The organism is Streptomyces sp. NPDC020489 (assembly GCF_044386545.1).
Classification (GTDB): domain Bacteria; phylum Actinomycetota; class Actinomycetes; order Streptomycetales; family Streptomycetaceae; genus Streptomyces.
The window spans coordinates 98,703-123,745 of record NZ_JBIRUZ010000018.1; the positions used below are offsets into that span (position 1 = coordinate 98,703).

Annotated in this window: 20 protein-coding genes; 9 read left to right on the forward strand and 11 right to left on the reverse strand. The window is 72.0% G+C overall.

The annotated features are described in order from the left end of the window. Nucleotides 1–118: 118 nt before the first annotated feature. Nucleotides 119–3,319 (reverse strand): AAA family ATPase, encoded by a 3,201-nt coding sequence (locus ACH41F_RS36315; RefSeq protein ID WP_398839351.1) that lies wholly within the window; start codon nucleotides 3,317–3,319, stop codon nucleotides 119–121. Nucleotides 3,320–3,475: 156 nt separating this feature from the next. On the opposite strand from ACH41F_RS36315, the gene ACH41F_RS36320 reads away from it, so the two are divergent. Both ACH41F_RS36320 and ACH41F_RS36325 read left to right on the forward strand, forming a co-directional pair. Then, the gene (locus tag ACH41F_RS36320; protein WP_398839353.1) at nucleotides 3,476–4,762 is read left to right on the forward strand and encodes a recombinase family protein; all 1,287 of its coding nucleotides are present in this window, start codon (nucleotides 3,476–3,478) and stop codon (nucleotides 4,760–4,762) included. Nucleotides 4,763–4,808: 46 nt separating this feature from the next. Continuing rightward, nucleotides 4,809–6,839 carry a DUF255 domain-containing protein gene (locus ACH41F_RS36325; protein ID WP_391234869.1) on the forward strand — a complete coding sequence of 677 codons (2,031 nt, stop codon included), beginning with the start codon at nucleotides 4,809–4,811 and terminating at the stop codon, nucleotides 6,837–6,839. A gap of 50 nt (nucleotides 6,840–6,889) precedes the next feature. Here ACH41F_RS36325 and ACH41F_RS36330 read toward each other — a convergent pair whose 3' ends face one another. The 4 genes from ACH41F_RS36330 to ACH41F_RS36345 all read right to left on the reverse strand — a co-directional run bounded on the left by ACH41F_RS36330 (nucleotide 6,890) and on the right by ACH41F_RS36345 (nucleotide 10,685). Next, complete coding sequence (locus ACH41F_RS36330; protein ID WP_398839357.1) at nucleotides 6,890–7,618, reverse strand: Mut7-C RNAse domain-containing protein; 729 nt, start codon at nucleotides 7,616–7,618, stop codon at nucleotides 6,890–6,892. A 12-nt stretch (nucleotides 7,619–7,630) separates the two neighbouring features. Beyond that, complete coding sequence (locus ACH41F_RS36335; protein ID WP_391234873.1) at nucleotides 7,631–8,287, reverse strand: TetR family transcriptional regulator; 657 nt, start codon at nucleotides 8,285–8,287, stop codon at nucleotides 7,631–7,633. After that, nucleotides 8,284–9,828, reverse strand: a complete 1,545-nt coding sequence (locus tag ACH41F_RS36340; protein WP_398839359.1) for a DHA2 family efflux MFS transporter permease subunit — start codon at nucleotides 9,826–9,828, stop codon at nucleotides 8,284–8,286. Before ACH41F_RS36340 ends, ACH41F_RS36335 begins: the two co-directional genes overlap by 4 nt. Before the next feature lie 155 nt (nucleotides 9,829–9,983). After that, nucleotides 9,984–10,685, reverse strand: coding sequence for a hemolysin III family protein (locus ACH41F_RS36345; RefSeq protein WP_391234877.1), 702 nt, complete (start codon nucleotides 10,683–10,685; stop codon nucleotides 9,984–9,986). 337 nt (nucleotides 10,686–11,022) lie between these two features. Between ACH41F_RS36345 and ACH41F_RS36350 the strand changes: the two genes are divergently transcribed. The 7 genes from ACH41F_RS36350 to ACH41F_RS36380 all read left to right on the forward strand — a co-directional run bounded on the left by ACH41F_RS36350 (nucleotide 11,023) and on the right by ACH41F_RS36380 (nucleotide 18,450). Next, a complete protein-coding gene (locus ACH41F_RS36350; RefSeq protein ID WP_391234879.1) occupies nucleotides 11,023–12,846 on the forward strand; it encodes a phosphoenolpyruvate carboxykinase (GTP) in 1,824 nt (607 codons plus the stop codon). A gap of 317 nt (nucleotides 12,847–13,163) precedes the next feature. Next, the gene (locus tag ACH41F_RS36355; RefSeq protein WP_391234881.1) at nucleotides 13,164–14,150 is read left to right on the forward strand and encodes a protein kinase; all 987 of its coding nucleotides are present in this window, start codon (nucleotides 13,164–13,166) and stop codon (nucleotides 14,148–14,150) included. Nucleotides 14,151–14,235: 85 nt separating this feature from the next. Then, a complete protein-coding gene (locus ACH41F_RS36360) occupies nucleotides 14,236–14,592 on the forward strand; it encodes a hypothetical protein (protein WP_391234883.1) in 357 nt (118 codons plus the stop codon). 91 nt (nucleotides 14,593–14,683) lie between these two features. After that, nucleotides 14,684–15,628: a hypothetical protein gene (locus ACH41F_RS36365; RefSeq protein WP_391234885.1), complete on the forward strand. Its 945-nt coding sequence runs from the start codon at nucleotides 14,684–14,686 to the stop codon at nucleotides 15,626–15,628. A gap of 87 nt (nucleotides 15,629–15,715) precedes the next feature. Next, nucleotides 15,716–16,477: a hypothetical protein gene (locus tag ACH41F_RS36370; RefSeq protein WP_398839363.1), complete on the forward strand. Its 762-nt coding sequence runs from the start codon at nucleotides 15,716–15,718 to the stop codon at nucleotides 16,475–16,477. A gap of 33 nt (nucleotides 16,478–16,510) precedes the next feature. Then, nucleotides 16,511–17,275, forward strand: a complete 765-nt coding sequence (locus ACH41F_RS36375) for a PP2C family serine/threonine-protein phosphatase (protein WP_398839432.1) — start codon at nucleotides 16,511–16,513, stop codon at nucleotides 17,273–17,275. Beyond that, nucleotides 17,272–18,450, forward strand: coding sequence for a hypothetical protein (locus tag ACH41F_RS36380; protein WP_391234889.1), 1,179 nt, complete (start codon nucleotides 17,272–17,274; stop codon nucleotides 18,448–18,450). Before ACH41F_RS36375 ends, ACH41F_RS36380 begins: the two co-directional genes overlap by 4 nt. A 171-nt stretch (nucleotides 18,451–18,621) precedes the next feature. On the opposite strand, the gene ACH41F_RS36385 is transcribed toward ACH41F_RS36380, so the two are convergent. The 6 genes from ACH41F_RS36385 to ACH41F_RS36410 form a co-directional block, all read right to left on the reverse strand. After that, nucleotides 18,622–19,215 carry a hypothetical protein gene (locus ACH41F_RS36385; RefSeq protein WP_398839367.1) on the reverse strand — a complete coding sequence of 198 codons (594 nt, stop codon included), beginning with the start codon at nucleotides 19,213–19,215 and terminating at the stop codon, nucleotides 18,622–18,624. Continuing rightward, nucleotides 19,202–20,737, reverse strand: a complete 1,536-nt coding sequence (locus ACH41F_RS36390; RefSeq protein WP_398839369.1) for a substrate-binding domain-containing protein — start codon at nucleotides 20,735–20,737, stop codon at nucleotides 19,202–19,204. The genes ACH41F_RS36385 and ACH41F_RS36390 overlap by 14 nt, the downstream gene beginning before the upstream one ends. Continuing rightward, nucleotides 20,734–21,894 carry a toxic anion resistance protein gene (locus tag ACH41F_RS36395; protein WP_398839371.1) on the reverse strand — a complete coding sequence of 387 codons (1,161 nt, stop codon included), beginning with the start codon at nucleotides 21,892–21,894 and terminating at the stop codon, nucleotides 20,734–20,736. The genes ACH41F_RS36390 and ACH41F_RS36395 overlap by 4 nt, the downstream gene beginning before the upstream one ends. Further along, complete coding sequence (locus ACH41F_RS36400) at nucleotides 21,891–22,961, reverse strand: hypothetical protein (RefSeq protein ID WP_391234897.1); 1,071 nt, start codon at nucleotides 22,959–22,961, stop codon at nucleotides 21,891–21,893. Before ACH41F_RS36400 ends, ACH41F_RS36395 begins: the two co-directional genes overlap by 4 nt. Nucleotides 22,962–23,190: 229 nt before the next feature. Then, the gene (locus tag ACH41F_RS36405; RefSeq protein WP_391234899.1) at nucleotides 23,191–23,658 is read right to left on the reverse strand and encodes a hypothetical protein; all 468 of its coding nucleotides are present in this window, start codon (nucleotides 23,656–23,658) and stop codon (nucleotides 23,191–23,193) included. A 76-nt stretch (nucleotides 23,659–23,734) separates the two neighbouring features. Next, complete coding sequence (locus ACH41F_RS36410) at nucleotides 23,735–24,946, reverse strand: aminotransferase class I/II-fold pyridoxal phosphate-dependent enzyme (RefSeq protein WP_391234901.1); 1,212 nt, start codon at nucleotides 24,944–24,946, stop codon at nucleotides 23,735–23,737. Nucleotides 24,947–25,043: the final 97 nt, after the last annotated feature.

Here is a 25,043-nt window from a genome sequence, read left to right on the forward strand (position 1 = left end):
GGCGCAGGGGGGCAGCGGCCTGCCTCGCCCGGCGGCGGTCAGCCCTTCGCACCGCGGTCTGCTCCTCGCCCGGCGGCGGTCAGCCCCTCGCACCACGGGCCTGCTCCTCGCCCGGCGGTCAGTTCTTCGCCGGCACCGCCACCCCCATCACCTCCCGGGCGTGCCGGTTCGGCACCATGCCCAGCCGCCACGCCTGCCAGCCCGCCTCCAGGTTCACGCCGCGTTCCAGAAGCAGCAGATAGGCCTCGATGTAGTCGTCGAGCTTCTCGTCGCGCAAGGGGTGGGCGTTGCGGGAGAACTGGGACAGCTCCTCCTGCGCCACCGCCGTACCGATCTCCACACCGCCCGGGGCGGCGTACGGCAGCAGCGTGCAGCGCAGGAAACGCGCCCAGTCCTCACCGCGGCGGTCCCCGTACGAGGTGAACAGGCCGATCGCCGCGTCGCACAGCGACAGGGCCTGGGGCGTACGCGCGTTGCCCGCGTCCACCACCGCCAGCTCGAGACAGGTCCAGGCCTCCCCGTGGGCCACGCCGATGCGCTGGAAGTCGGCACGGGCGTCCACCAGGAGCTGACGGGCGAAGCCGGAGTTGCGCAGCGAGCCGGTCTGGGAGGCGCGCTGGTCCCGGGTGACCCGCGCCGAGTGGTGGCGGGCGCAGGCCAGGCCGTAGACGTCGCGCATCCGCGAGAACATCGAGCGCGAGCGCTCCAGCTCGCGGACCGCCAGGTCGAGGTTGCCCGTCTCCTCCAGGGCCTGGCCCAGGTAGTACACCGTCCACGCCTCGCCGCGCGCGTCCTCGTTGTCGCGATGCCGGGAAGCCGCCTGACGCAGGCCGTCCACCGCGGGGGAGGGGTCGCCGGCGACCAGGCGGGCGCGGGCCAGCTGGGTCATCGCCCAGGCCTCACCACGGGAGTCACGGGTACGGCCGTACAGCTCCAGGGCGGTGCGCAGCTCGGCCTCCGCGTGCGGGACGTCGCCCATCCGCAGCCCCAGCTGGCCGAGCTGGAAGTGGGCCCACGCCTCGCCGTGCACGGACTCGCCCGCGCGGTGCAGGACCAGGGACTGGGTGAGGAGGTCCATCGCCTGCGCGAGATGTGCCCGGTCGCGTTCCACCGCGGCCAGCGCGTGCATGGTCCAGGCGCGGTCCGTGGCCAGCTCGGGGGCCGCCTGGAGATCCAGCGCCTCGTGGAGCTTGGCCGCAGCCTCGCTCAGGTTCCCCTGGTGGTGCAGGGTGATGCCGAGGGAGCACAGGGCGCGGGCGGCACCGGCGTCGTGATGGGCCTCCATGTAGAGGTCGACCACCGAGGTCAGGGTCGTGCGCGCCGTGTCCAGCTCGCCCAGCTGGCGGGCCGCGATGCCGGTCCGCCACTGGACCGACCGCACCAGCAGCCCCTGGTCCACCGCCTGCGCCAGCTCGCTGATCTCGCCCAGGCGGTAGAGGTCGCCGCGCAGCAGGCAGTAGTCGCACAGGGCGCCGAGGAGATTGAGCACCGCCGCCTGGTTCACGCCCTCGGCGTGGCGCAGCGTGGAGGTGATGAAGCTCGACTCGTCGTCCAGCCAGCGCAGCGCCTCGTCCAGGGAGGTGAACCCGTGCGGGCTGAAGCGGTCCGAACGCGTCGACATGTTGCCGTCGACCAGGCGCAGCACCGAGTCCGCGAGCTCGCCGTAGTTCACGATGAGACGTTCCTGCGCCGCGGCGCGCTCCGCCGGCTCCTCCTCGTCCAGCAGACGGGCCTGGGCGAAGGCCCGCACCAGGTCGTGCAGGCGGTAGCGGTCCCCGCGGACATGGTCCAGCAGCCCCGCCCGGGACAGCGCGACCAGCTGCCGGGTCGCCTCCGCCTGATCGGTGGCGAGCAGCGCCGCGGCCGCCGCCGCGCCCAGGGACGCCCGCCCCGCCAGCGCGAGACGCCGCAGGAGACGGCGGGCGGTGTCCGACTGGTCGGTGTAGCGCAGCCACAGCACCCGCTCGACCGGCTCCACCGGGCCGTACGCACCCAGGTCCGAGGCCAGCGCACGCGGTGAACGCGGACCGAGGGCGGACCCCGCGATCCGCAGCGCCAACGGCAGGCCCCCGCACAACTCCCTGATCCGGTCGATCGATTCGGCGTCATAGGGACCGGACGCGTCCTGCGCCGACGCGCCCAGCAGCTCCTCCGCGCCCGCCGCGTCCAGCGCCTCCACGGGCAGCTGGTGCACCCAGGCCGGCAGATCGGCGGGCAGGTCCAGGGCGCTGCGGGCGGTGACCAGGACCAGGCTGTCGGAACGCTCCGGGATCAGGGTGCGGACCTGCTCCGGGTCGAAGGCGTCGTCCAGGACGATCGTCACCGGCAGCCCCGTCAGATGCTGGTGGTACAGCTCGCCCAGCCGCTTGACCTGCTGGTCCGGCGAGGAACGCTCACGGAACAGCAGCTGCTCGCGCGGTGCGCCCAGCCGGTTGAGCAGATGCAGCAGGGCGTCCCGGGTCGACAGCGGCGGCTCCTCGGGGCTGTCGGCACGCAGGTCCACGACGCACGCGCCACGGAAGTAGTCCTTCAGATCGTGGGCCGCGTGCAGCGCGAGCGCCGTGCGGCCACTGCCGGAGGGGCCGTGCAGCACGACCACCGTGGGCCGGGTCTCGGTACTGGCCCGGGCCGCCTGCACCCACTGCCGGATCCGCCCCAGCTCCTGGCGCCGGCCCGCGAACACCGCGACCGGCTCGGGCAGTTGACCGAACGACTGCTGAAGCAGGTTCCGGCCCCGCGCCGCCGCGCTCTTGTCGGCGCCCTTCAACCGCGGCCCCGTCTTCTTCGGTCCCGTCGAGGCGCTGCGCACCCGCTGCTGGTCCAGGAAAGGGCGGATGCCGCGCACCTCCAGCGCGGTCAGCCACGCCAGCCGCAACTGCTCCGGCCCACCGGGCTGACTCGCCGCGCCCGCCTGGTGGTGCGCGGCCGGCAGATGCGCGCCGGCGACCTTCACCACGGTCGCCGCGGCACCCACCACGCCGACGGCCGCACCGGCACCGAACGCCGTGCCCGCGCCGGTGCCGAGCGCCAGGTCGGTGACGACGGCCGCGAGCGCGGCGACCCCGGCCACCATCAACGGGGTCCCGCCGCCCTCCTTGGCGTACCGCTGCCCGAACGTGAGCTGTCCGGCGGCCACTTCGTCCAGCGCGCGCGTGTAGGCCTCGTACTCCTCCGCCGCGGTCTGCGCCATGGCGTCCAGCGCGCCCCGCCCTCGCGCCATCAGCACCGTGCCGTCGGTACGCCCGCCGGAGCGCCGCACCTCCTCCTCCACGGCCCGGGCCAACAGCCGCTCGGCATCCACCCGATGGCTGTCCCGCATGTCCCGTCCCCCTCCGGTGACAACTCCTTTGCCTATGAGTGTCCTTCGCGAGGAGCCGGAGCGCGAGAGGGCAGCGATCAACGGATGCGGTGCGGTGACCATGAGATCGCTCGATCGTTTCTATGACTGTCGGGCGAACTGTCGAATGGGGGAGTTGTGGGCCAAGACGGCGCGAACGAGCCGAACGGGTTGATTCCGGTGGCGTCCTATGCGCGTACGTCGGAAGACGTCCGGCAGAAGGACGGGCACGGCGTCCGTCATCAGCTGCGCATCAATGAACGGACCGCGCGCGAGCACGGTTGCCGAGTCGTGCAGGTGTACACCGACAACAGCTGCAGTGCCTCCAGACCGCGAGCGGCGCGGCCCGGGTTCGATCGTCTCGTGGAGGACCTCATGACTGGCCGCAGTGCCGACGGTCAGGCGATCAGCGGAGTCGTGTGCGTCGCGGACGACCGGTTGTATCGCCGCGCGGAGGACCTGACGCGCTTCTTCGGCGCGCTGACCAGTCGGCCAGGTCGTATCTACGTTGATCCGCAAGGAAGACGTGACCCGTACTCGCAGGAAGGTCTCCTGGAGGCTGTGCGGTCGCTGGAAGCGGCGGTCGCAGAGACACAGGTCCGCAGTCGCAGACTCGTGAACTGGCACTGGGCCCGGGCTGTCGAAGGCGTGCCGCACAGCGGGCCGCGGCCCTTCGGCTGGCAGGAGGACAGGATCACGCTGCATCCTGCGGAGGCCCCCTTGGTCGAGAAAGCCGTCTCTGACCGTGTGGGCGGGAAACCGGTCCGTGCCATCGCGCTTGAGTGGCGCGACCTCGGTGTGACCGGGACGCGAGGCGGCCGACCCAACCCGCAGACCGTCACGCAGATCATGACGGCGCCCCGCGTATGCGGGTACCGGGCCAACAAGGGCGCGCTGCTCCTGGTGCCGGAGACGGGAGAGCCCGTGCTCGGGCGGTGGGATCCCATCGTGACGCCGGACCGGTGGGCAGCGGTATGTGCGACGTTTTCCGCAGGCAACCTCTACATGCACCGAGGCAGCGGAGCCCCGAGGCTCACCGGGCAGCGCGCCGCCCCCCGGCGTCTCGCCAGCGGAATCCTTCGCTGCGGAGCGACGCGCCACGACGGAACGACGTGCCACGGCGCGCTGTGCGCACAGAAGGGCAGGAGCAAAAGGAGTCCTTACGTCTACTCCTGTCGCGACTGCGGGCGGTGCAGCATCAGCGGGCCCTTGGCGGACGAGGCCCTCGAGCGACTCCTGTTCTCTCAGGCCCCGAGGTCGAAGCAGCCGACCGGCGTCGTGCGGGACCGCTGGTTCGCCGGCGAGTTGGATCTCGCCGAGAAGCGAAGGGTCGTCAGCGATGTGCTGGCGGGGTGTGTGGTCCGGCCTGGTGTGAAGGGGCTGCATGCCTGGGACCACTCCCGAGTGCAGCCCGTGTGGCGTTGAGGCGCCCGTCCCCCGGTCCGGCGGCGCTCTCGGGCAGGATGGGGGTATGCCGAACCGACTGGCGCATGAGACGTCCCCGTATCTCCTTCAGCACGCCGACAACCCCGTCGACTGGTGGCCCTGGTCGGCGGAGGCCTTCGAGGAGGCACGGGAGCGAGGCGTGCCCGTGCATCTGAGCGTCGGCTATTCCAGCTGCCACTGGTGCCACGTCCTGGCGCGCGAGAGTTTCCAGGACGAGGCGGTCGCCGCCTACATGAACGCCCACTTCGTCAACATCAAGGTCGACCGCGAGGAGCGCCCCGATGTCGACGCCGTCTACATGGAGGCCGTGCAGGCCGCCACCGGGCAGGGCGGCTGGCCCATGACCGTGTTTCTCACCGCGGATGCCGAGCCGTTCTACTTCGGTACGTACTTCCCGCCGGAGCCGCGGCACGGCATGCCGTCGTTCCGGCAGGTGCTGGAGGGGGTGCGCAGCGCGTGGGCCGATCGGCGGGACGAGGTGGCCGAGGTGGCGGGGAAGATCGTGCGGGACCTCGCCGGGCGGGAGATCAGCTACGGCGACACGCAGGCGCCGGGGGAGGAGCAGCTCGCCGCCGCGCTGCTCGGGCTCACCCGGGAGTACGACCAGCAGCGCGGCGGGTTCGGCGGGGCGCCGAAGTTCCCGCCGTCCATGGTCGTGGAGTTCCTGCTGCGGCATCACGCGCGGACCGGGTCCGAGGGCGCGTTGCAGATGGCGCGGGACACCTGTGAGCGGATGGCGCGCGGGGGGATCTACGACCAGCTCGGGGGCGGGTTCGCCCGGTACTCCGTCGACCGCGAGTGGGTCGTGCCGCACTTCGAGAAGATGCTCTACGACAACGCCCTGCTCTGCCGGGTCTACGCCCACCTCTGGCGCGCCACCGGCTCCGAGCTCGCCCGCCGTGTGGCCCTGGAGACCGCCGACTTCATGGTGCGGGAGCTGCGCACGGCCGAGGGCGGGTTCGCCTCGGCGCTCGACGCCGACAGCGACGACGGCACGGGCCGGCATGTCGAGGGGGCGTACTACGTCTGGACGCCCGGGCAGTTGAGCGAGGTCCTCGGGGAAGACGCCGAGTTGGCCGCCCACTACTTCGGTGTCACCGCGGAGGGGACGTTCGAGGAGGGGGCCTCCGTCCTGCAACTGCCGCAGCACGAGGGTGTGTTCGACGCCGAGAAGATCGAGTCCGTGAAGAGTCGGTTGCTTCAGGCGCGGGCCCGGCGGGCCGCTCCCGGTCGGGACGACAAGGTCGTCGCCGCCTGGAACGGGCTGGCGATCGCCGCGCTCGCCGAGACCGGGGCGTACTTCGACCGGCCCGATCTCGTGGAGGCCGCGGCCGGGGCCGCCGATCTGCTGGTGCGGGTGCATCTCGACGAGCAGGCGCGGCTCTCCCGTACCAGCAAGGACGGGCATGTCGGAGCCAATTCCGGGGTCTTGGAGGACTACGCCGATGTCGCCGAGGGGTTCCTCGCGCTGGCCTCGGTCACCGGGGAGGGGGTCTGGCTGGAGTTCGCCGGGCTCCTGCTGGACCACGTCCTCGCGCGGTTCGTGGACGAGGAGTCCGGTGCGCTGTTCGACACCGCCTCCGACGCCGAGCGGCTGATCCGGCGGCCCCAGGACCCGACCGACAACGCGGCCCCCTCGGGCTGGACGGCCGCCGCGGGTGCCCTGCTCGGTTACGCGGCACAGACCGGCGCCGAGCCTCATCGCACCGCCGCCGAGCGGGCGTTGGGGGTCGTGAAGGCGCTCGCGCCGCGGGTGCCCCGGTTCATCGGCTGGGGGCTGGCCGTCGCCGAGGCGCTGCTCGACGGGCCCCGGGAGGTGGCGGTCGTCGGGCCCGCGCTCGACGACCCGGGTACCAGGGACCTGCACCGTACGGCACTTCTGGGGACCGCCCCGGGGGCCGTGGTGGCCGTCGGGGTCCAGGGGAGCGAGGAGTTTCCCCTGCTGGCCGACCGCCCGCTCATCGACGGTGCGCCGGCCGCGTACGTCTGCCGCAACTTCACCTGCGACGTCCCGACCACGGACCCGGAGCGGTTGCGTACGACGCTGGGCGGCTGACGACGGGGCTCGGGCCCTCGGGTCCGGTGGCGCTGGCACCGGCTCCGGCGCTAGGGCCGCGAGAACTCCGCCATGGCGCGTTCCACGATGGCCTCCAGTTGTTCGTGGTGCGCGCCCTTCCAGTACGCGCGCCCGCAGTCCGCGCACTGGGCGAAGACGTCGTAGGAGCGGTGGGTGCCGCCCGCCAGCTGGTCCGCGACCTGCTCCTTGGTGGCCGGGTGGAGCAGGCCGTTGCAGGCGGTGCAGCGGGTCCAGGGCCGTAGGTCGGGGCGGAAGCGGTCGAGGATGTCGCGGAGCTGCTCCTCGGGGCGGGTGCTGTAGACGTAGGCGCCGGCCCACAGTTCGCGGCGGCGCAGCAGGCCGCGGTCGCGGCTGAGCATGACCCGTCGCTCGGTGGCGGAGCGGGTGGCGAGGGCGGGGTCGCCGATGTCGGTCGACTCGTAGGCCGTGTCCACGCCGAGCAGGCGCATCCGGCGGGCGAGGGTGCCGAGGTGGACGTCGAGGAGGAAGCGGAGCGGTGCGCCGGGGACCTGTTGGGGGCGGTCGACCGGCCGCACCTGCACCCGGTCGCCGGCCACGGGGACGTAGGACGTGGGCACGGTGCGGTCGTTGACGACGAGCGTGCCGACCTCGGTCAGGGGGACGCCGAGGGATTCGACGACGTGGCCGAGGGTCGAGACGCCGTCGGTGGTGAGCGCGGTGCTGCCGTGGCGGCGTTCGTGCGGGACGAACAGGGCCGGCCTGGGGGCGAATTCGACGTGGATCTCCGGTCCGTTCACCCGGTCAGGATGTCACGGCCGGGGGGTGTCGACTCGGGTGTTTTTCGTGGGCAGGTCGCTGTCCAGGACGCGCAGGGCGCGGTCGAGGAGGCCGTGCAGGTCGTCCCGCATGCCGTTCTCCGCCCAGTACTGATACATCTCGGTGAGGCCGCCGATGAGGGACATCGTGTAGACCCGTACCTCCAGGTCGTCCGCGTCCCGGCCGGCGCGTTCCGCGATGGCGCCGGCGAGCATCCGACCGGTGACGGACATGCTCTCCATCATGCGGGCGCGCACCGCCGGCACCTGGATCATCAGGTGGGCGCGCAGCCGGGTGATCTCGTAGTCGGTGTCGGAGACGTCGAGGGCGCGGTGCAGGATGTGCCGGACGGACTCCATCCACGGTTCGCCGGCCGGGCGGGCGCGCAGCTCCTCCAGCATGACGGGGTCGTACTCGTCCGTGAGGACGATGTCCTCCTTGGTCGGGAAGTAGCGGAAGACCGTGGACGGCGACACCTCGGCGCGTTCGGCGATCTGCTCGACGGTGGTGGCCTCGTAGCCCTGTTCCTCGATCAGCGCGTAGGTCGCGTCGCGGATCGCCGTCCGGGTCTTGATCTTCTTCCGTTCGCGAAGGCCCAGCTGGGGGCCGTCGTCGAGGCGGAGGGGGCGTGCGGGTGTCATGCGGTTCATTGTCGGGCATCGGCGTGCTCGGCAGCCATGTCCGGGGTGTCCGCGCCGGTGTCGGCCTTCGCGGTGCCCGGCAGGAACGCGGCTGCCAGCAGCGCGGTGGCCAGGGCGGCGACGCCGCAGACCAGCATGACGACGCCCATGCCGTGCACGTAGGCGCTGTCGGCGGAGGCCAACAGGTGGGCGGAGCCGGTCTTCTCGGCGACGAGGTGGGCGGCGACCACGGACTCGCCCGCGGTGTCGGCGGCCCGCGCGGGCAGTCCGGTGACGTCGAGCCGGTCCCGGAAGGTGCTGGAGAGCAGGCTGCCGAGCAGGGCGATGCCGATGGCGCCGCCGACCTGGCGCAGGGTCATCAGGAGCCCGGAGCCGCTGCCGGCGCGGTCGCGGGGCAGGGCGCCCAGGGCGTTGCCCATGGCCGGCATGAGGGAGAACCCGAAGCCGAGGCCGGTGACGGTGAGCCACAGCGCGGTGAAGCCGTAGCCGGAGTCGACGGTGGTGCGGCTGCCGAGGAAGGCGGCGAAGGCGAGGACGACCAGGCCGGCGCTGACCGTGGCGCGGCCGCCGAAGCGGGCGGCGGCCTGCGGGGCGGTGCGGGAGGCGACGAGGATGCCGGCCATCATCGGCAGCAGCCGTACGCCGGTGCCGAGGGCGTCGTGGCCGAGGACCGCCTGGAGGTAGGGCGGCAGCACGAAGAGCAGGCCGGACAGGACGAACATCACCAGGGTCGCGGCGATGGTGTTGAAGAGGAAGCCGCGGTGGGTGAGCAGGGTCATGTCGAGCATGGGGCGTTCGGCCCGGCGTTCGCGCAGCACCAGGGCGGCCATGAGCGCGACGGACGCGGCGAGGGTGGTGAGGACCAGGGCGTCGCTCCAGCCGCGGGTGGGTGCCTCGATGATCGCGTAGACGAGGGCGCCGAGGCCGGTCGCGGTGAGGGCGGTGGCGAGGGCGTCGACCTTGGGGGAGGCGGGGTCGCGGGTCTCGGGGAGCAGGAAGACGCAGGCCAGGATGCCGATGGCGGCCATCGGCACGTTGACGAGGAAGACCGAGCCCCACCAGAAGTGGTTCAGCAGCCAGCCGCCGATGATCGGGCCGAGGGGCAGGCCGAGGGCGGAGGCGGCGGAGACGATGGCGGTGGCCTTGGGCTGCTCGTCGCGGGTGAACAGGGTGGGCAGCACGGAGAGCGCGAGCGGGGTGATCAGGGCGGCGCCGACGCCCATCCCGGCACGGGCGGCGACCACCGCGTTCACGTCCCCGGCGAGGGCGCCGACGAGTGAGCCGGCGAGGAAGACCACGAGTCCGGTGATGAGCATGCGGCGCCGTCCGAAGCGGTCGCCGAGGAGGCCCGCGGGGAGCATCAGCGCGGCGAAGACGACGACGTAGGCGTCCGCCATCCACTGCTGCTCGCCGGTGGTGGCGCCGAGTTCGGCGGCCATGGTGGGCAGCGCCACGTTGAGGATCGTCGTGTCGAAGCCGAGGGTCAGCATGCTCGCGACGAGGGCGGCGAGCGCCCACCAGCGGCGGGGGTCTGGAGTGACAGTGTCCATGAAATGAGAGTAACTCTCAAAATGATGTCGCTGTCAATCGGCACCGACTCGCGCGAGCTGCACGGCGCACGGGGCGGCGCGGGGCGGCATACGAAAAAGGGGCCACGGCTCGAAAGCCGTGGCCCCTCGGTGGAGCGGGTGGGTGCTCCGCGTGGCTAGTACGCCACCAGCGAGATCCCGATGTAGTGGGCGATGAAGGCCGCCAGGGTGAGCGAGTGGAAGACCTCGTGGAAGCCGAACCAGCGCGGGGAGGGGTTCGGGCGCTGGAGCGCGTAGATCACGCCGCCGGCGCTGTAGAGCAGGCCGCCGACGACCACCAGGACGAGCACCGCGACGCCGCCGGTGCGCATGAAGTCGGGCAGGAAGAAGACCGCCGCCCAGCCCATGGCGATGTAGCAGGGGGTGTAGAGCCAGCGGGGGGCCCCGACCCAGAAGACCCGGAAGATGATGCCGGCCAGCGCGGCGCCCCAGATGCCCCACAGCAGCCACTGCCCCTTCGAGCCGGGCAGCAACAGCATGGTCAGCGGGGTGTAGGTGCCCGCGATGATCAGGAAGATGTTGGCGTGATCCAGTCGGCGCAGGACGCCGTCCATGCGGGGGCTCCAGTCGCCCCGGTGGTAGAGGGCGCTGACGCCGAACAGCAGGCAGGCCGTCAGGGTGTAGATCCCGCAGGCGATACGGCCCCGGCTGGAGTCGGCGAGGGCGGTGAGCGTCAGACCTGCGATGAGTACGGCCGGGAACATGCCGAGGTGCAGCCACCCGCGGAGCTTGGGCTTGACCGGATGCGGCAGGGAGAGCGCCACGGGACCGCGGCCTGCGGCCGGGTCCAGGGGCGCGTCAGAGGCGGACGCAGTCATGTCCTCATCGTACCTACGGGACCGTAGGTAGCGGATGAGGGCGGCCGGCAACAGGCCGGGAGTGGCCATCATCTCACGGCGGTCGCGGTACCCGGCCTGCGGTCAAGTACGCGTCAAGTGAACCCAAAGTGCATGGACCGCAACACTCCGACACGTGGCAATCCTCACTCCGCTCACCTGTGATGCCTTCTGGACAGATGGGCGCGCGAGACGGATCATCAGATGAGTGCGGTCGGCACCGGATGAGCGCCAGGGTCACCACCGAACGGCGCGACAGGCATCCGGGTCGCAGCCCCCACGGGGCCTCCAACAAAAAATCCCTCATTTAGGAGCAATCGTGGCGCGCGACATCGCGGCTCCCCCCGTCATCCCCACCAAGCACCAGGAACTGATCTCGTGGGTGAACGAGATCGCAGAGCTGACCCAGCCGGACGACGTGGTCTGGTGTGACGGATCCGAGGCCGAGTACGAGCGCCTGTGCGAGGAGCTCGTCGCGAAGGGCACCTTCAAGAAGCTCGACCCGATCAAGCGCCCGAACTCCTACTACGCGGCCTCCGACCCGACCGACGTCGCCCGCGTCGAGGACCGCACCTTCATCTGCTCCGAGAAGGAGGCGGACGCCGGCCCGACCAACCACTGGAAGGCCCCCGCCGAGATGCGGGAGATCTTCCAGGGCGACCAGGGCATCTTCCGCGGCTCCATGAAGGGCCGGACGATGTACGTCGTCCCGTTCTGCATGGGCCCCCTCGGCTCGGACCTCTCCGCCATCGGCGTCGAGATCACCGACTCGGCGTACGTCGCCGTCTCCATGCGCACCATGACCCGCATGGGTCAGCCGGTCCTGGACGAGCTCGGCTCCGACGGCTTCTTCGTCAAGGCCGTGCACACCCTCGGCGCCCCCCTCGCGGAGGGCGAGGCGGACGTGCCGTGGCCCTGCAACTCCACCAAGTACATCTCGCACTTCCCCGAGAGCCGCGAGATCTGGTCCTACGGCTCCGGCTACGGCGGCAACGCCCTGCTCGGCAAGAAGTGCTACGCCCTGCGCATCGCCTCCGTGATGGCCCGCGACGAGGGCTGGCTCGCCGAGCACATGCTGATCCTCAAGCTCACCCCGCCGCAGGGCGAGTCCAAGTACGTCGCCGCCGCCTTCCCGTCCGCGTGCGGCAAGACCAACCTCGCCATGCTGGAGCCCACGATCTCCGGCTGGACGGTCGAGACCATCGGCGACGACATCGCCTGGATGCGCTTCGGCGAGGACGGCCGCCTCTACGCGATCAACCCCGAGGCCGGCTTCTTCGGCGTCGCGCCCGGCACCGGTGAGCACACCAACGCCAACGCCATGAAGACGCTGTGGGGCAACTCGGTCTTCACCAACGTGGCGCTGACCGACGACAACGACATCTGGTGGGAGGGCATGACGGAGGAGACTCCCGCCCACCTCACCGACTGGAAGGGCCGCGACTGGACCCCCGAGTCGGACGAGCCCGCCGCGCACCCCAACGCCCGCTTCACCGTGCCCGCCTCGCAGTGCCCGATCATCGCGCCCGAGTGGGAGGACCCCAAGGGCGTGCCGATCTCCGCGATCCTCTTCGGCGGCCGACGCGCCACCGCCGTACCGCTGGTGACGGAGTCCTTCGACTGGAACCACGGCGTCTTCCTCGGCGCCAACGTGGCCTCCGAGAAGACCGCCGCGGCCGAGGGCAAGGTCGGCGAGCTGCGCCGCGACCCCTTCGCCATGCTGCCGTTCTGCGGCTACAACATGGGCGACTACATGGGGCACTGGGTCGACGTGGCCAAGGACAAGGACCAGTCCAAGCTGCCGAAGATCTACTACGTCAACTGGTTCCGCAAGAACGACGAGGGCGCGTTCGTCTGGCCCGGCTTCGGCGAGAACAGCCGCGTCCTGAAGTGGATCGTCGAGCGCCTGGAGGGCAAGGCCGAGGGCGTCGAGACCCCGATCGGCGTGCTGCCGACCAAGGAGGCGCTGGACACCGACGGCCTCGAACTGGCCGACTCCGACCTCGACTTCCTGCTCACCGTCGACAAGGAGGTCTGGCGCGAGGAGGCCGCCCTGGTCCCCGACCACCTCGACACCTTCGGTGAGCACACCCCGAAGGAACTGTGGGACGAGTACCACGCGCTGGTCAAGCGCCTGGGCTAGCCCGCCCCCATGACTCCGCGGCCGGTTGGGGATGTGCCCTGACCAGCGATCGTCACGGCCGGCCGCGGTGTGATCCGACGAGGTTCCGTACAACGGCGTGCGGAGCCACAGGCCTGGTGCCGCTCCCGTCCGCCCCGACGGGAAGCGGTGCCAGGCCTTCGTCCTGTTCCGGGCCCTGATCGCGCCCCGGGCGACCGAGCCCTCGCTGACCGCGCCCGGTCACCCGAGGGCGTTTTCCTTCATCACCCCTGTGCGGACCGGGATTTCGCGGGACACTCGGGACATCCTGCAACGAACCCCGAAATGAGGTGAGCGGGGTGCGCACACCGGTCAGCGACCCTTTGAAGGTGGGGCCCTACCGCATCGTCGGACGGCTCGGGTCCGGCGGCATGGGCTGGGTGTACCTCGGCCGTTCGCCCGCCGGGCGCGAGGTGGCCGTGAAGGTGGTGCGCGCCGAGCTGGCGGCGGAGCCGGAGTTCCGGGAGCGCTTCGCCCGTGAGGTCGCCGCCGCCCGGATCGTCAGCGGCGCCTACACCGCGGCGGTCATCGACGCCGACACCGAGGCCGAACTGCCCTGGCTGGCCACGATGTACGTACCCGGCCCCTCGCTCGCCGAGGCGGTCCGCACCGACGGACCGCTGCCCGAGGACCAGGTGCGCAGGCTCGGCGCGTTCCTCGTCGAGGCGCTCCAGGCCGTGCACGCCGCCGGAGTGGTGCACCGCGACCTGAAGCCGTCCAACGTGCTCCTCGCCTCCGACGGGCCGCGCGTCATCGACTTCGGCATCTCCCGGGTCGACGGGGCGCCCGGCCTCACCCGGGTCGGACTCGTCGTCGGCACACCGCCGTTCATGTCGCCGGAGCAGATGAAGGGGGCGCGTGTCGGTCCGCCGAGTGACGTGTTCTCCCTGGGCGGGGTCCTGGTCCACGCGCTGACCGGCCATCCGCCGCACGGGACCGGGGAGGCGGTGCGCTACCAGGTCGTCTTCGGCGACCCCGACCTCGACGGCGTACCGCCGGGACTGCGTCCGCTGATCGCGCGCTGTCTCGCCAAGCGCCCCGAGGACCGGCCCCGGCTCGAGGACCTGCTGGCCGACCTGGTGCGGGAGGCCCCGCCCGCGCCCTCCTGGCCGCCGCCCCAGGTACGGCGGACCATCGAGGTCCGGGTGGACGAACTGGCCGCCCGGCGCGCCTCCGGCACCAACGCCTCGGTGCCGTCCTGTCTGCTGCTGCACGCCCAGGCGCTGCTGGACGCCGGCCTGACCGACGCGATGGTCACCCGGGCGGTGGGCCGTGGCACCGTCTGAGACCTCGACCGGGCCGGCCCTCGACATCGGCACGCACTGGCGGCAGTTGGTGCGCGCCTGGGGCGCGGGACGGAACTTCCACGCCGTGACCGACACCGATTCGGTGTCCCTGCAATTCGGTCTGGAGGAGACCGGACGCACGCTCACGGTCCGGTTCATGACCACCAAACGGCTCCTCGTCGCCTTTGTCACCGACGGGAATTACCTGCGCCATGACCAACTGGCCGTCGCCGCCGCCGCATCGAACGCCTGGAATACCGAACAATTGAATCCCATGCTGTCGGTATGGGACGTGCGAGGGCCCCGGCCCTGCCTCGCCGGAGTCTGCGACCTACCGCTGACCTGCCGCGTCACCCAGGCGGACTTCGATGCTTTGGCCAGTGATTGGGTGGAACGGGCGCGGCAGATGTTCACCCGGTGCCATGAGGTGTTCCAGCTGTAGAAGGGAAATGCGGGAAATCGTCAAACCCTTTCGGGAACCGGCCCCTTGGCCCCAGTATGAGCGAGGACCATTTCGGGTCACGGGGGTGCCCATGAGGCGTTGGTCGTATGTCACCGTGTTTCTCGGGTTGCTGATCGCCCTGCTCCCCGTGGCGCACGCGAGCGCGGACGACGCGTGCGCGGGGTCCTTCTCGGACCGGGTGGAGTGCTGGACCCGGGCGATCGGCCGGCACACCGTCACCGTCACGCTGGACCGGCAGCTGCCGTTCGACGGGACCCGGCGCGGCCGCAGCGCCGTCGCCGCCACCGTGCTCGGCGACCGCCACAACCTCGAGGTACAGGTCCCCGAGGGCGGGACGACCGGCGAGGGCGGCACCGCCCTGCTCGTGCTCGCGGGGCACCGGCTCGTCCACCCGCAGGCCCGCATCTCCCGGCTGTCCCCGGCCGAGGTCACGGAACTGGAGAGCGTCGGCGCCTGCGCCCCCCGGTCCGAGGACCTCTGCGACCTGGTCGGGCCCGGCGCCGGCAAGCAGCTGGCCGGAGGCGAGCTGATCGGCCGACAAGGCATCGCGGCCCTGCCGAGGACCGAGTACTCCCTCACCCCCGCCACCGGCACGGACCCGCACCGCACGGAGTGGCTCCTGATCGGCACGTGTGCCCTCCTCGCCCTCCTCCTCACCGCCTTCACCCTCGCCGTACGCCGCACCCGCACCGCCCCCGCCGCGGGCGCCGCGCCCGCGGCCCGTGCCGCCGACGAGCCCACCCGCCCCCTGCGCACCCCCTCCGCCCGCGCCGGCCGACGCCGCTCCTCCGGCGCCCCGAGCGGTGCCGGTCGCCCCGCCGTCGTCCGTACCGACCTGCACCCGCAGGGGTACGTCGAGCTCGACCGCGTCCTGTACCGGGCGGTGTGGGCCGAACCCGGGCAGGCCCCGCCCCCGCCCGGCTCGCGGGTCGAGGTCACCGACGCGCCCGAGCCGGACTCCGACGTCCTGTACGCCTTCCCGCCCGCCGCCGGACGGCACGCGCACGCCCGTTAGCCGCACCGCACGCGCACGCCCGTCAGCGCACCCGCACCGCACGCCCGTCAGCCGCACCCGCACCGCACGCTCCACCGGGAGAAGCCCATGTCCAGCGAATACCCGCCCACCCTGCCGGCGGAGTACGCCGACATCGAGTTCGAGAACAACGCCCAGCGGCTGCCGCTGGTGCTCTGCCTCGACACCTCCAGCTCCATGGCGGGCCCCCCGATCCAGACGCTCAACAACGCCCTCGTGGAGTGGACCCGCGAGCTGCACGACGACGTCTCGCTCAGCTACAGCGTCGAGGTCGCGGTCGTCACCTTCGGCGGGCAGGGCGTCGCCGCCTGGCGCGGCCCCCAGCCCCTCGCCCCCGGCACCCCGGTGAGCCCCTTCGTGCCCGCCCACATGTTCCGGCCACCGCACCTCGTCGCCGCCGGCGTGACCCTGATGACCGAGGCCCTGGAACTGTCGATGCACATCGTCGCCGCCCGCAAGGCCGAACTGCGCGCCTCCGGCCTCCAGTACTACCGCCCGCAGATCTGCCTGGTCACCGACGGCATCCCGACCGACGCCACCGGCCACCGCACCGACTCCTGGCACCGACTGGTCCCCGTCCTCGCCGAGGAGCAGCAGGCCCGCCGCTTCCGGCTGTACGCGATCGGCGTCGGCGGCGTCACCGACACCGGTGAGCAGGTGCTGCGGGCCTTCGCCCCGAAGTTCCACGCCAGCATCCAGGGCTTCCCGTTCCGTGAGCTGCTCCAGATGATGTCGGCCAGCGCGGGCGCCGAGCAGAAAGGCGCGGGCGACGAGGTGTTCGAGAAGATCTTCAGCCAGTTCAAGACCCAGCGTCCGGCCTGGGAGCGCTGACCGGTGGGCGGCAACGGCTGGCGGATCCACGGCATGAGCGTCGAGGGCTACCGGCACCGCCGGGACGGCCTGCCCTGCCAGGACGCCTGCGCCCACACCGAGTCGGGCCCGGTCGCCGTGCTCGCCGTCGCGGACGGCGCCGGCAGCCGGCCGCGCTCCGACGAGGGCTCCCGGCTCGCCGTGGAACTGGCCGCCGAGCACTTCGTACGACGGGCCGCCGCGGCCGCCGACAGCCCGCCCGGCGAGGCGGTGCACGACCTGCTCGCGGACGCCTTCCACGACGTCACCAAGGTGTTCCTGGACACCACCGGCACGGCCGCCGCCGACTTCGCGACCACCCTCACCGTGGTCGTCCTGGCCCCGGGCTGGCTCGGCCATCTCACCGTCGGCGACGGCTTCGTCGTGCTGCGTGCAGGGGTCGAGGACGGCGAACCGCAGTTCCATCTGCTGCCGCAGGCCGCCGACGCCAGCGAGTACAGCAACGAGACGGTCTTCCTCACCTCGCCCGACGCGGCCCGCTGGGTGCGCACCGACTGTGTCCGCGACCCGGGCGTCGACGGCGTCCTGCTCTCCACCGACGGCCTCGCCCAGGCCGCGCTGTCCCGCACCGGCGGCGGCGCCCCGACCCCCAACCCCTCCTTCGCCGACGCCGTCTTCCGCTCCCTCGACGGCCCCGGGCCGGTCTCCGACGCCGCCCACGACAACCTCGCCGCCCTCCTCAGATCGGACCGGCTCACCGCGCTCAACGCCGACGACAAGACCCTGCTGCGGGCCGTGCGCCGGGCGGGACGGTCATGAGCGGCCGGGTCGTCCACCTGGACGGCAAACCGGTCGTCCTCGCCGAACAACCCCTGAAGGGCGGCGGACAGGCGGCCGTCTTCCCCGTCGACGGCGACCACGGCACCGTCGTCAAGCTCTACCGCGACCCGCCCGGCCCCGACCAGGAGCGCCGACTGGCCCGGATGCTCACCATGTCCCCGCTCGCCGCCCGCCCCACCGACCGCTCCCAGCCGCCCGAGCTGGCCTGGCCCACCGCGATGGCCCGCAGCCCCGAGGGCGCGTTCCTCGGCTACGCCATGCACCGGTTCGGGGAGCCCGAACACGTCCAGCTGGTGGGCCTGTTCACCCGCGCCCAGCGCCTGAGGCTCTTCCCCGAGGCGGACTGGCGGTTCCTGCTCGGCGTGTCCTGGAACCTCGCCTTCATGACCGCGCGCATGCACCACGACCACCTCGTCATCGGGGACTTCTCCAGCAGCAACGTGGTCGTCGACGCCAACGGCTTCGTCACCTTCCTCGACTGCGACTCCATCGCCTTCACCGACCCCGTCACCGGCGAGCCGTTCCCGTGCCTGATGCACACCACCGACTACTCCGCCCCCGAGCGGCAGGCGGGCGGTCCCGCCACCCGGGCCAGCGACGACTTCGCGCTCGCCGTCCTCGTCTACCAGCTGCTCACCGCCGGCAACCACCCCTTCGGGGGCGTCCCGCACGACAGCGCCTCCGAGTCGACCGTCAAGGACAACATCGCCGCCAGCTGCTCCTACGTGGTCCGCCCCGAGCAGGTCGTCATCCCGCGCGGCACCGTCGACCCCTCCGTCCTCCCACCCGACCTGCTCACCCTCGCCCGCGCCGCCTTCGGCCCCGGCGTGCACGCCCCCGCCGCCCGGCCCCCGGCGGAGGCCTGGCTGCGCGCCCTGGACCGGCAGCGCGCACAGGTACGGGTGTGCCAGGCGCGGCCGCTGCACGCCTACGGCTCCCATCTGCCGGACTGCCCCTGGTGCGCCCGCGCCGCCCGCACCGGCCACGACGTGTTCAACGGCCCCCGCCCCGTCCCGCTGCCGCCCCCGCCGCCGCTGCCGCCGCAGGAGGCGCCGCAGGGCGCCGGGTCCGGTGCGCTGAGGGTGGCGTTCGTACTGATCGCCCTGGTGGTGCTCCTCGTGATCGCGGCCGTGGCCCTCAGCAACGGGGGCTAGGGCCTGCTGTGAAAGTGGCCTCTGCCGCGCGACGCCCGGCACGCACTCTCGCCGCACCGCCCGAAAGCCCGAGTACGCCCAGTACGAGGGCTTCCGGGCGGCACGCCGAGAGCACGCACCGAACGCCGCGCGGCCGCCCTCCGGGCGACGAGGCCACTTTCACAACAGGCCCTAGTTCGCCCGGTCCTCCAGATACCGGGTGTGCGACTCCTGCCGTCGCGCCTCCGTCTCGCGCAGCGCCGAGGCCAGCTGTTCGGCCTCCTCCTGGAGGAGCGTGAGCTGCCGCTCCAGGTGTCGTTCCGGAGCCTCCTGGACCGGCGCGAGACGGGTCCACCAGCGGGTGCGTACGAAGGCGTCGACCGCCTCGGGGAGGTCGTGGCGTACGGCCCGGGAGAGCGTGTGCACGCCCTCCGGGTCGTGGGCCAGCAGCTCGGCCGTCCAGCCGGGGTCGAGCAACGCGCCCAGCAGCTCGGTCAGTTCGGTGAGCCGGCCGGCCGCGGCGGGCGGCAGCTCCACCTCCGCCAGATAGCCGCGCAGCCGCTCGAAGTCGCCGCGCAGTTCGTCGAGTTGGGCCGAGTTGTCCAAGAAGTCCGGCAGCGGCGGCCGTTCCGGAGGAGCGAGCAGCGCGCCCGCGCCGTACAGGCCGGCGACGACGACGGGCCAGTACGGGCCCGCCGTCCCCGCGAAGGTCAGACCCAGCCCGGCGATACCGCACACGCTGCCGGTGATGTTCTTCCGGGACTCCAGGTACCTACTGATAGCCACGGATCTCCTCGAAGGCGCCGTCCAGGGAGCCCTTCCGGGCGTCGAAGAGGCGGCCGCCGGTCAGTTCGGCGATGCGTTCCAGCTCCGCGCGGTCGGAGTCGCCGAACAGGATGGGGAAGACGGGGATGTCCCGCTGCCCACGGTCCAGCAGGGCGTGGAAGCCCTCGAACTCGGCGGCGGTACGGCCCGTGGTGTTCTCGCCGTCCGTCATCAGCACGATCGAGGTGAACATGTCCCGATCGTCGCCCAGATGCTCGTACGCCTTCTCCAGCGAGGTGTAGACCGCGGTGTCGCCGTCGGCCTCCAGCCCCTCGGTGTCCGCGCGGATCGCGTCGAGCCCGGAGCGCGGATCGGCCGGGTCCACCACATGCGTCCGTACGCTCTTCACGTCCGACCCGAACGGCATCAGCGTGACCTCCTCGCGGTCCCGGAAGTCACCCGTGAGGCCGGTCAGGGCCGTCTTCAGCCGCTCCAGCCGCTCGCCCTCCATCGAGCCCGAGGTGTCCAGGACGTACACCGTCCGCGACGGGCGGCGCAGTTCGTTCTCGTAGGAGTCGAGCAGACCGTCGGCGACGGAACGGCTGCCGGGGAAGGGCAGTTCACGCCGTCGCTCGGTGTCGAGGCCGGGCGCGGGGGGCACCGAGGGGACCACCGGGCGGCGGTGGGTGCGCTCGGTGATCTCGCGCTGGATCCGCGGGGTGCGCAGCGCCTCGCCCAGCCGGCGGACGTCCTCGCGGACCGCGGTGTCCGTGGCGGCGAGGGAGGAGAGCGGGTAGTCGGCGCTCACCACGCCGTCGCGGGGGCGGATCACGGTCAGGCCCGGGACGCCCTTCAGGACCGACTCGTAGTTCAGGAGCGCGTCGACGTCCCCGCGCCGCTCGTACGCCGCCGCCAGCCAGCCGGAGGAGCCGGAGGTCAGCTTCTGGCCCCGGAAGAACCCCTTCAGCCGCGGGGTCGCCTGCGTGACGTCCGCGTCGGTGAGCGCCGACTGGGCGCCGGAGAGGGCCGAGGCGACGGCGACCAGCGTCGAGAAGCCGGAGTTCGAGCGGGACGGGTCGGTCATGCCGTACGTCAACCTGCCCCGTGCGACGGCCTGTTCGACCTGGGACCAGGTGACGTCGGCGGCCTTCCAGCCCAGCCGCCGCACGGTCTCCTGCCGCACACCGATCGCGACCGGGCTCGACATGACCGGCGTCTCGGAGACCACCTTCCTCGCCGCCTCGGGCCGCAGCCGCAGATAGTCGTTGGAGGACAGCCACAGGGCGTCGTAGCGCTCGTCGGCCGTGCCCTTCGCGAGCAGGTCGACCGCGTCCAGGGTGCCCAGGTAGGTGGGCCGGACCTTGATCCCGGTGTCCTTCTCGACCTGTTCGAGCACCGGGGCCATGTCGCTCAGCTCGCTGGAGGCGAGGACCCGCAGGGTGCCCGGCTCGGGCGCGCCGCTGTCGCCGCCGTCCCGCGCCTCGGCGGTGCAGCCGGTGAGCAGGGCGGCCGTGGCCAGCAGGAGGGCCAGTGCGCGTCTCATCCGAGGCCCCCTTCCAAGGCCCCCTGGGACCGGCTGCGCTCCAGGTAGGCGGAGGCGTGCCGGAGTTCGGAGGTCAGGGACTCCACGGTCGACGCCATCGCCTCGGTCGCCTGGACCTTGTAGGTGTCGATCGCGTCGAGCGTGCGGTAGATCTGCTGGAACGCCGTGCGCAGGGTCTCCGCGCCGACGGCCGGGTCGGCGGCGATCCGCTGGATCTCCCCGCCCTGGGTGGCGAGCATCTCCGCGTTGCCCCGGATGAGGTCCTCGGTGGTCCCGCGCAACGCGTTGACCTGGTCGACGACCTTCTTCTGGGTGTCGAGGGCGGAGGCCAGCATCACGGAGATGCGCAGCGCCGACACCGTGGTCGTGGCGGCCCGGTCGACGCCCTTGATCAGCTCCTCGTTGTTGCGGCGTACGACGTCCATGGCGAGGTAGCCCTGGGCGCACACCGCGAGCTGGGTGAGCAGGTCCTGGTGCTTCTGCCGGACCGGGAAGAGCACGTCGGCCCGCAGCGAGTCGGCCGTCTGCGGATCGGCGACGGCCTCGATGTGCCGCTCGACGGCCTCGTCCAGGGCCTCGGTCAGCACCACGTACTCCTGGAGCTTGCCCATGGTCTCCCACAGCCGGACCCGCTCGGTCTGCAACGCGGCGTTGTCGCGCCGCAGTTCGTCCTGGCCGCCGCGCAGCGAGCCCACGATCCTGTGCAACGTGCCCTGCGCCGAGGCGTACTTGGCGATGTGGTCCCGCACCCTGTTGCCGCCGGGCAGCCGGGACAGGAGCTTGCGTCCCTTGGTGGCGGCCAGGTCGCGGGGGTCCAGGTCCTCGACCACCCGCCGCAGTTCCACGAGCGAGCCCGCCACCTGCGACTGTGCGTCCCCGCCCTGGTCGGGCAGGCTGCGCAGGGTCCGCTCCAGCATCCGGTTGGACTGCGCGGCCGCACCGCGCATCTCACCCGCGCCGAGCGCGGTGATCTCTCCGACCTTGCCCGCGAACTCGGGCGAGCGGGCGTCGAGCGCGGCGAGTGAGGCCACGTAGTCGGCGGCCTTCTGCGTCACGGCCGTCCGCACGCCCTCGTCGACGGGCACGAGTCCGCCGGCCCTCTCCCGGGGCACCGGCGCCACGGCCTCCGGCGGGGTCAGGGTGAAGTCGCTGGTCACTTGTCCCCCTTGGCCTGGCGCGCCAATTCCCGCAGCACCGCGGAGGTGGGCACGGGCGCCTGCCGTACGCCGGTCAGTTCCGGCTTGAGATAGGCGCCGGCCGAGGCGAACTCGGCGACTGCGCCCTGCGGCCGGAACCCGTGCCGCATCTCCAGCCTGCGCAACTCCGGGTCCGTGGAGAGGAGTTCCGCGAGCTTCCGGCCGTTCTCGGTCAGCGGTACGGCGGTGTGGTCGCTGTTGACGGTGGTGTCCGGGTAGAGGACGACCAGGTCGTCCGGCTGCTGTCCGGCCGTCGCCAGAGCGGCGACCTGCGACTCGTAGACCAGCACGAGCGGGTTGCCGGCCCCGCTGACGAAGTCCCGGAACGCCGCGTCCGTACTGGTCTGCTGGGCACCCTGGACGCTGGTCAGCTTGCGCAGCAGGGGAGCGGTGCGCCGGGCCTCGGCGGCACTCGCGACGACCTTGCCGCCGTTGTCGACGTAACTGGCGGCGGCCAGGTAGAGGGCGCCGGAGCTGGAGCTCTCCGGGTCGGTGCTGGAGAGGTAGAGCGTGCCGCTCAACTCCCCGTGCTTCTCGGCCCCCTTGAGCTGCTGCCAGGTGCGGTCGGCGCGCGCCGCGTCGAGATAGGCGCCCATCCTCAGGGTGCCTCGGTGCGCGGAGTCCAGTGTGGCCAGCCCGTTGCCCGCGAGCACCTCGGCGGCGCTCCGGTGCGCCACGACGACGAGGGGCGAGTAGAAGGGGCGGGGGAGAGTCCCCCGGACCTTGTACCTCGCGGCGAGTTCGGCGGCCGGTGCCTGGCTGGAGGGCAGTACGAAGTCGTACCCCTGGAGATCCAGCCCTTCCATGGCCCAGGACCCGGAGGTCTCGGCCCGCACGGTGAATCCCTGGGCGGCCAGGGCCTTCACCACATCCGGATCGCCGAAGAACTCCGCCTTCTCGGATCCGATAACTGCCCGCACGGTCTTCGTTGCCGTGCTCTTGTCCCCGGTCTCCCGGCCTGCCGCGACGGCTGCCACCACGCCGCCGATCAGCAGGACCGCGAGGACGATTCCCACGATTCGTCTCACACACCCAGACTGCTCGCGGAACCCGACATTCCCCGGCAGGAGGCATGAACGGGAGGTGTCATACCCACTCCAGTACTGCAACGCCGCCAGGGGCGCGGGGAACTGCGCGAGCAACCACAACGAACCCGCAGCCGCGAGACGACATGAACGCCTACGGCGAAACGCACTGTGCGTGGCGCCCGGTCCGCGCACTGCTCGAAGCGCACGCGGACCGGGGCCGTCAGGGGGTTCAGCCGGCCGCGGTCAGCTCACGCGGCTCGGCCGGTGCGGCGGCCTGCGGCTCGACCGGCGCGGCACTGTGCGCCTCGGCGAGCGCGGCGGAGTGCGCGTCCATCCGTTCGGCCGCGAGGATCGCCACCGCCGTGTCCGCACGGGAGGCGGCCACCACCAGCGCCCGCCCCGCCAGGGCGTGCGCCCGCAGGTGCAGGGACGAGGGCCGTCCCTCGCCCGTGCCGGCGGCTCGGGCCGGCGCGCCGCCGCCCCGCAGCCGCGTCAGCTGCCCGGCGAGTCGCTCCGCGGCGGCGTCGAGGTCGGCCGACGGGGTGGTCGCCCGCAGCTCGTCGGTGACCGCCAGCAGTGCGGCCAGATGGCCGGCGAGCTGGATGTCCAGCTCTTCCTCGCGGGTCCGGTGCGGGAAGTCGGACGTGGTGCCGGCCATCGTGCTGTGGACCGACTTGGTGCGGATCGGTTCGTACATGGATGGCCTCCCGTGCTGTCAGGAAACCATCCTAGCTTGGATTCAGTCTAAAGTTGAGTCGCGGGCAGAACCGTGACTATGGCTGGCTGTACCCGTCCAGGAAGTTCCCGATCCGGGTCACCGCGTCCCGCAGATCGCGGGCCGTCGGCAGGGTCACGACCCGGAAGTGGTCGGGCTCGGTCCAGTTGAAGCCGGTGCCCTGGACGACCATGATCTTCTCGCGCCGCAGCAGGTCCAGGACCAGCTGCCGGTCGTCCTTGATCTTGAAGACCTTGGGGTCGAGCCGCGGGAAGAGGTACAGCGCCCCCTTGGGCTTCACGCAGGTCACGCCCGGGATCTGGGTCAGCAGCTCGTAGGCCGTGTCCCGCTGCTCCCGCAGCCGTCCGCCGGGCAGCACGAGGTCGTTGATCGTCTGGCGCCCGCTGAGTGCGGCGACCACACCGTGCTGACCGGGCATGTTCGCGCACAGGCGCATGTTCGCGAGGACGGTCAGGCCCTCGATGTAGGACTCCGCGTGCGCGCGGGGGCCGGAGACCGACATCCAGCCGACCCGGTAGCCGGCGACCCGGTACGCCTTCGACATGCCGTTGAAGGTGAGGGTCAGCAGGTCCGGCGCGACGGCGGCGGTCGGGGTGTGGGTGGCACCGTCGTAGAGGATCTTGTCGTAGATCTCGTCCGAGCAGACCAGCAGGTTGTGGCGGCGGGCGATGTCGGTCAGGGCCCGGACCATCGCCTCGTCGTAGACCGCGCCGGTCGGGTTGTTCGGGTTGATGATCACGATCGCCTTGGTGCGGTCGGTGACCTTGCGTTCGATGTCGGCGAGGTCCGGCATCCAGTCGGACTGCTCGTCGCAGCGGTAGTGGACGGCGGTGCCGCCGGAGAGGGAGACCGCGGCCGTCCACAGCGGGTAGTCCGGCGACGGGACGAGGACCTCGTCGCCGTCGTCGAGCAGCCCCTGCATCGCCATCACGATCAGCTCGGAGACGCCGTTGCCGACGAAGACGTGCTCGACGTCGGTCTCGATGCCGAGGGTCTGGTTGTGCATGACGACGGCCCGGCGGGCGGCCAGCAGACCCTTCGCGTCGCCGTAGCCATGGGCGGAGGAGACGTTGCGGAGGATGTCCTCGAGGATCTCCGGGGGGCACTCGAAGCCGAACGCCGCCGGGTTGCCCGTGTTGAGCTTGAGGATGCGGTGTCCCGCCGCCTCCAGCCGCATGGCCTCCTCGAGAACCGGGCCCCGGATCTCGTAACAGACGTTGGCGAGCTTGGTCGACTGGATCACCTGCATGTCAGCGAGCTTACGGTGGGGTAACGCTCCGTGGGTCGTGTTTTCCGCCACGCGAGACGGTGCGGTTTGGGCGGTTATCGCCGGTAGCTGTCCCCGG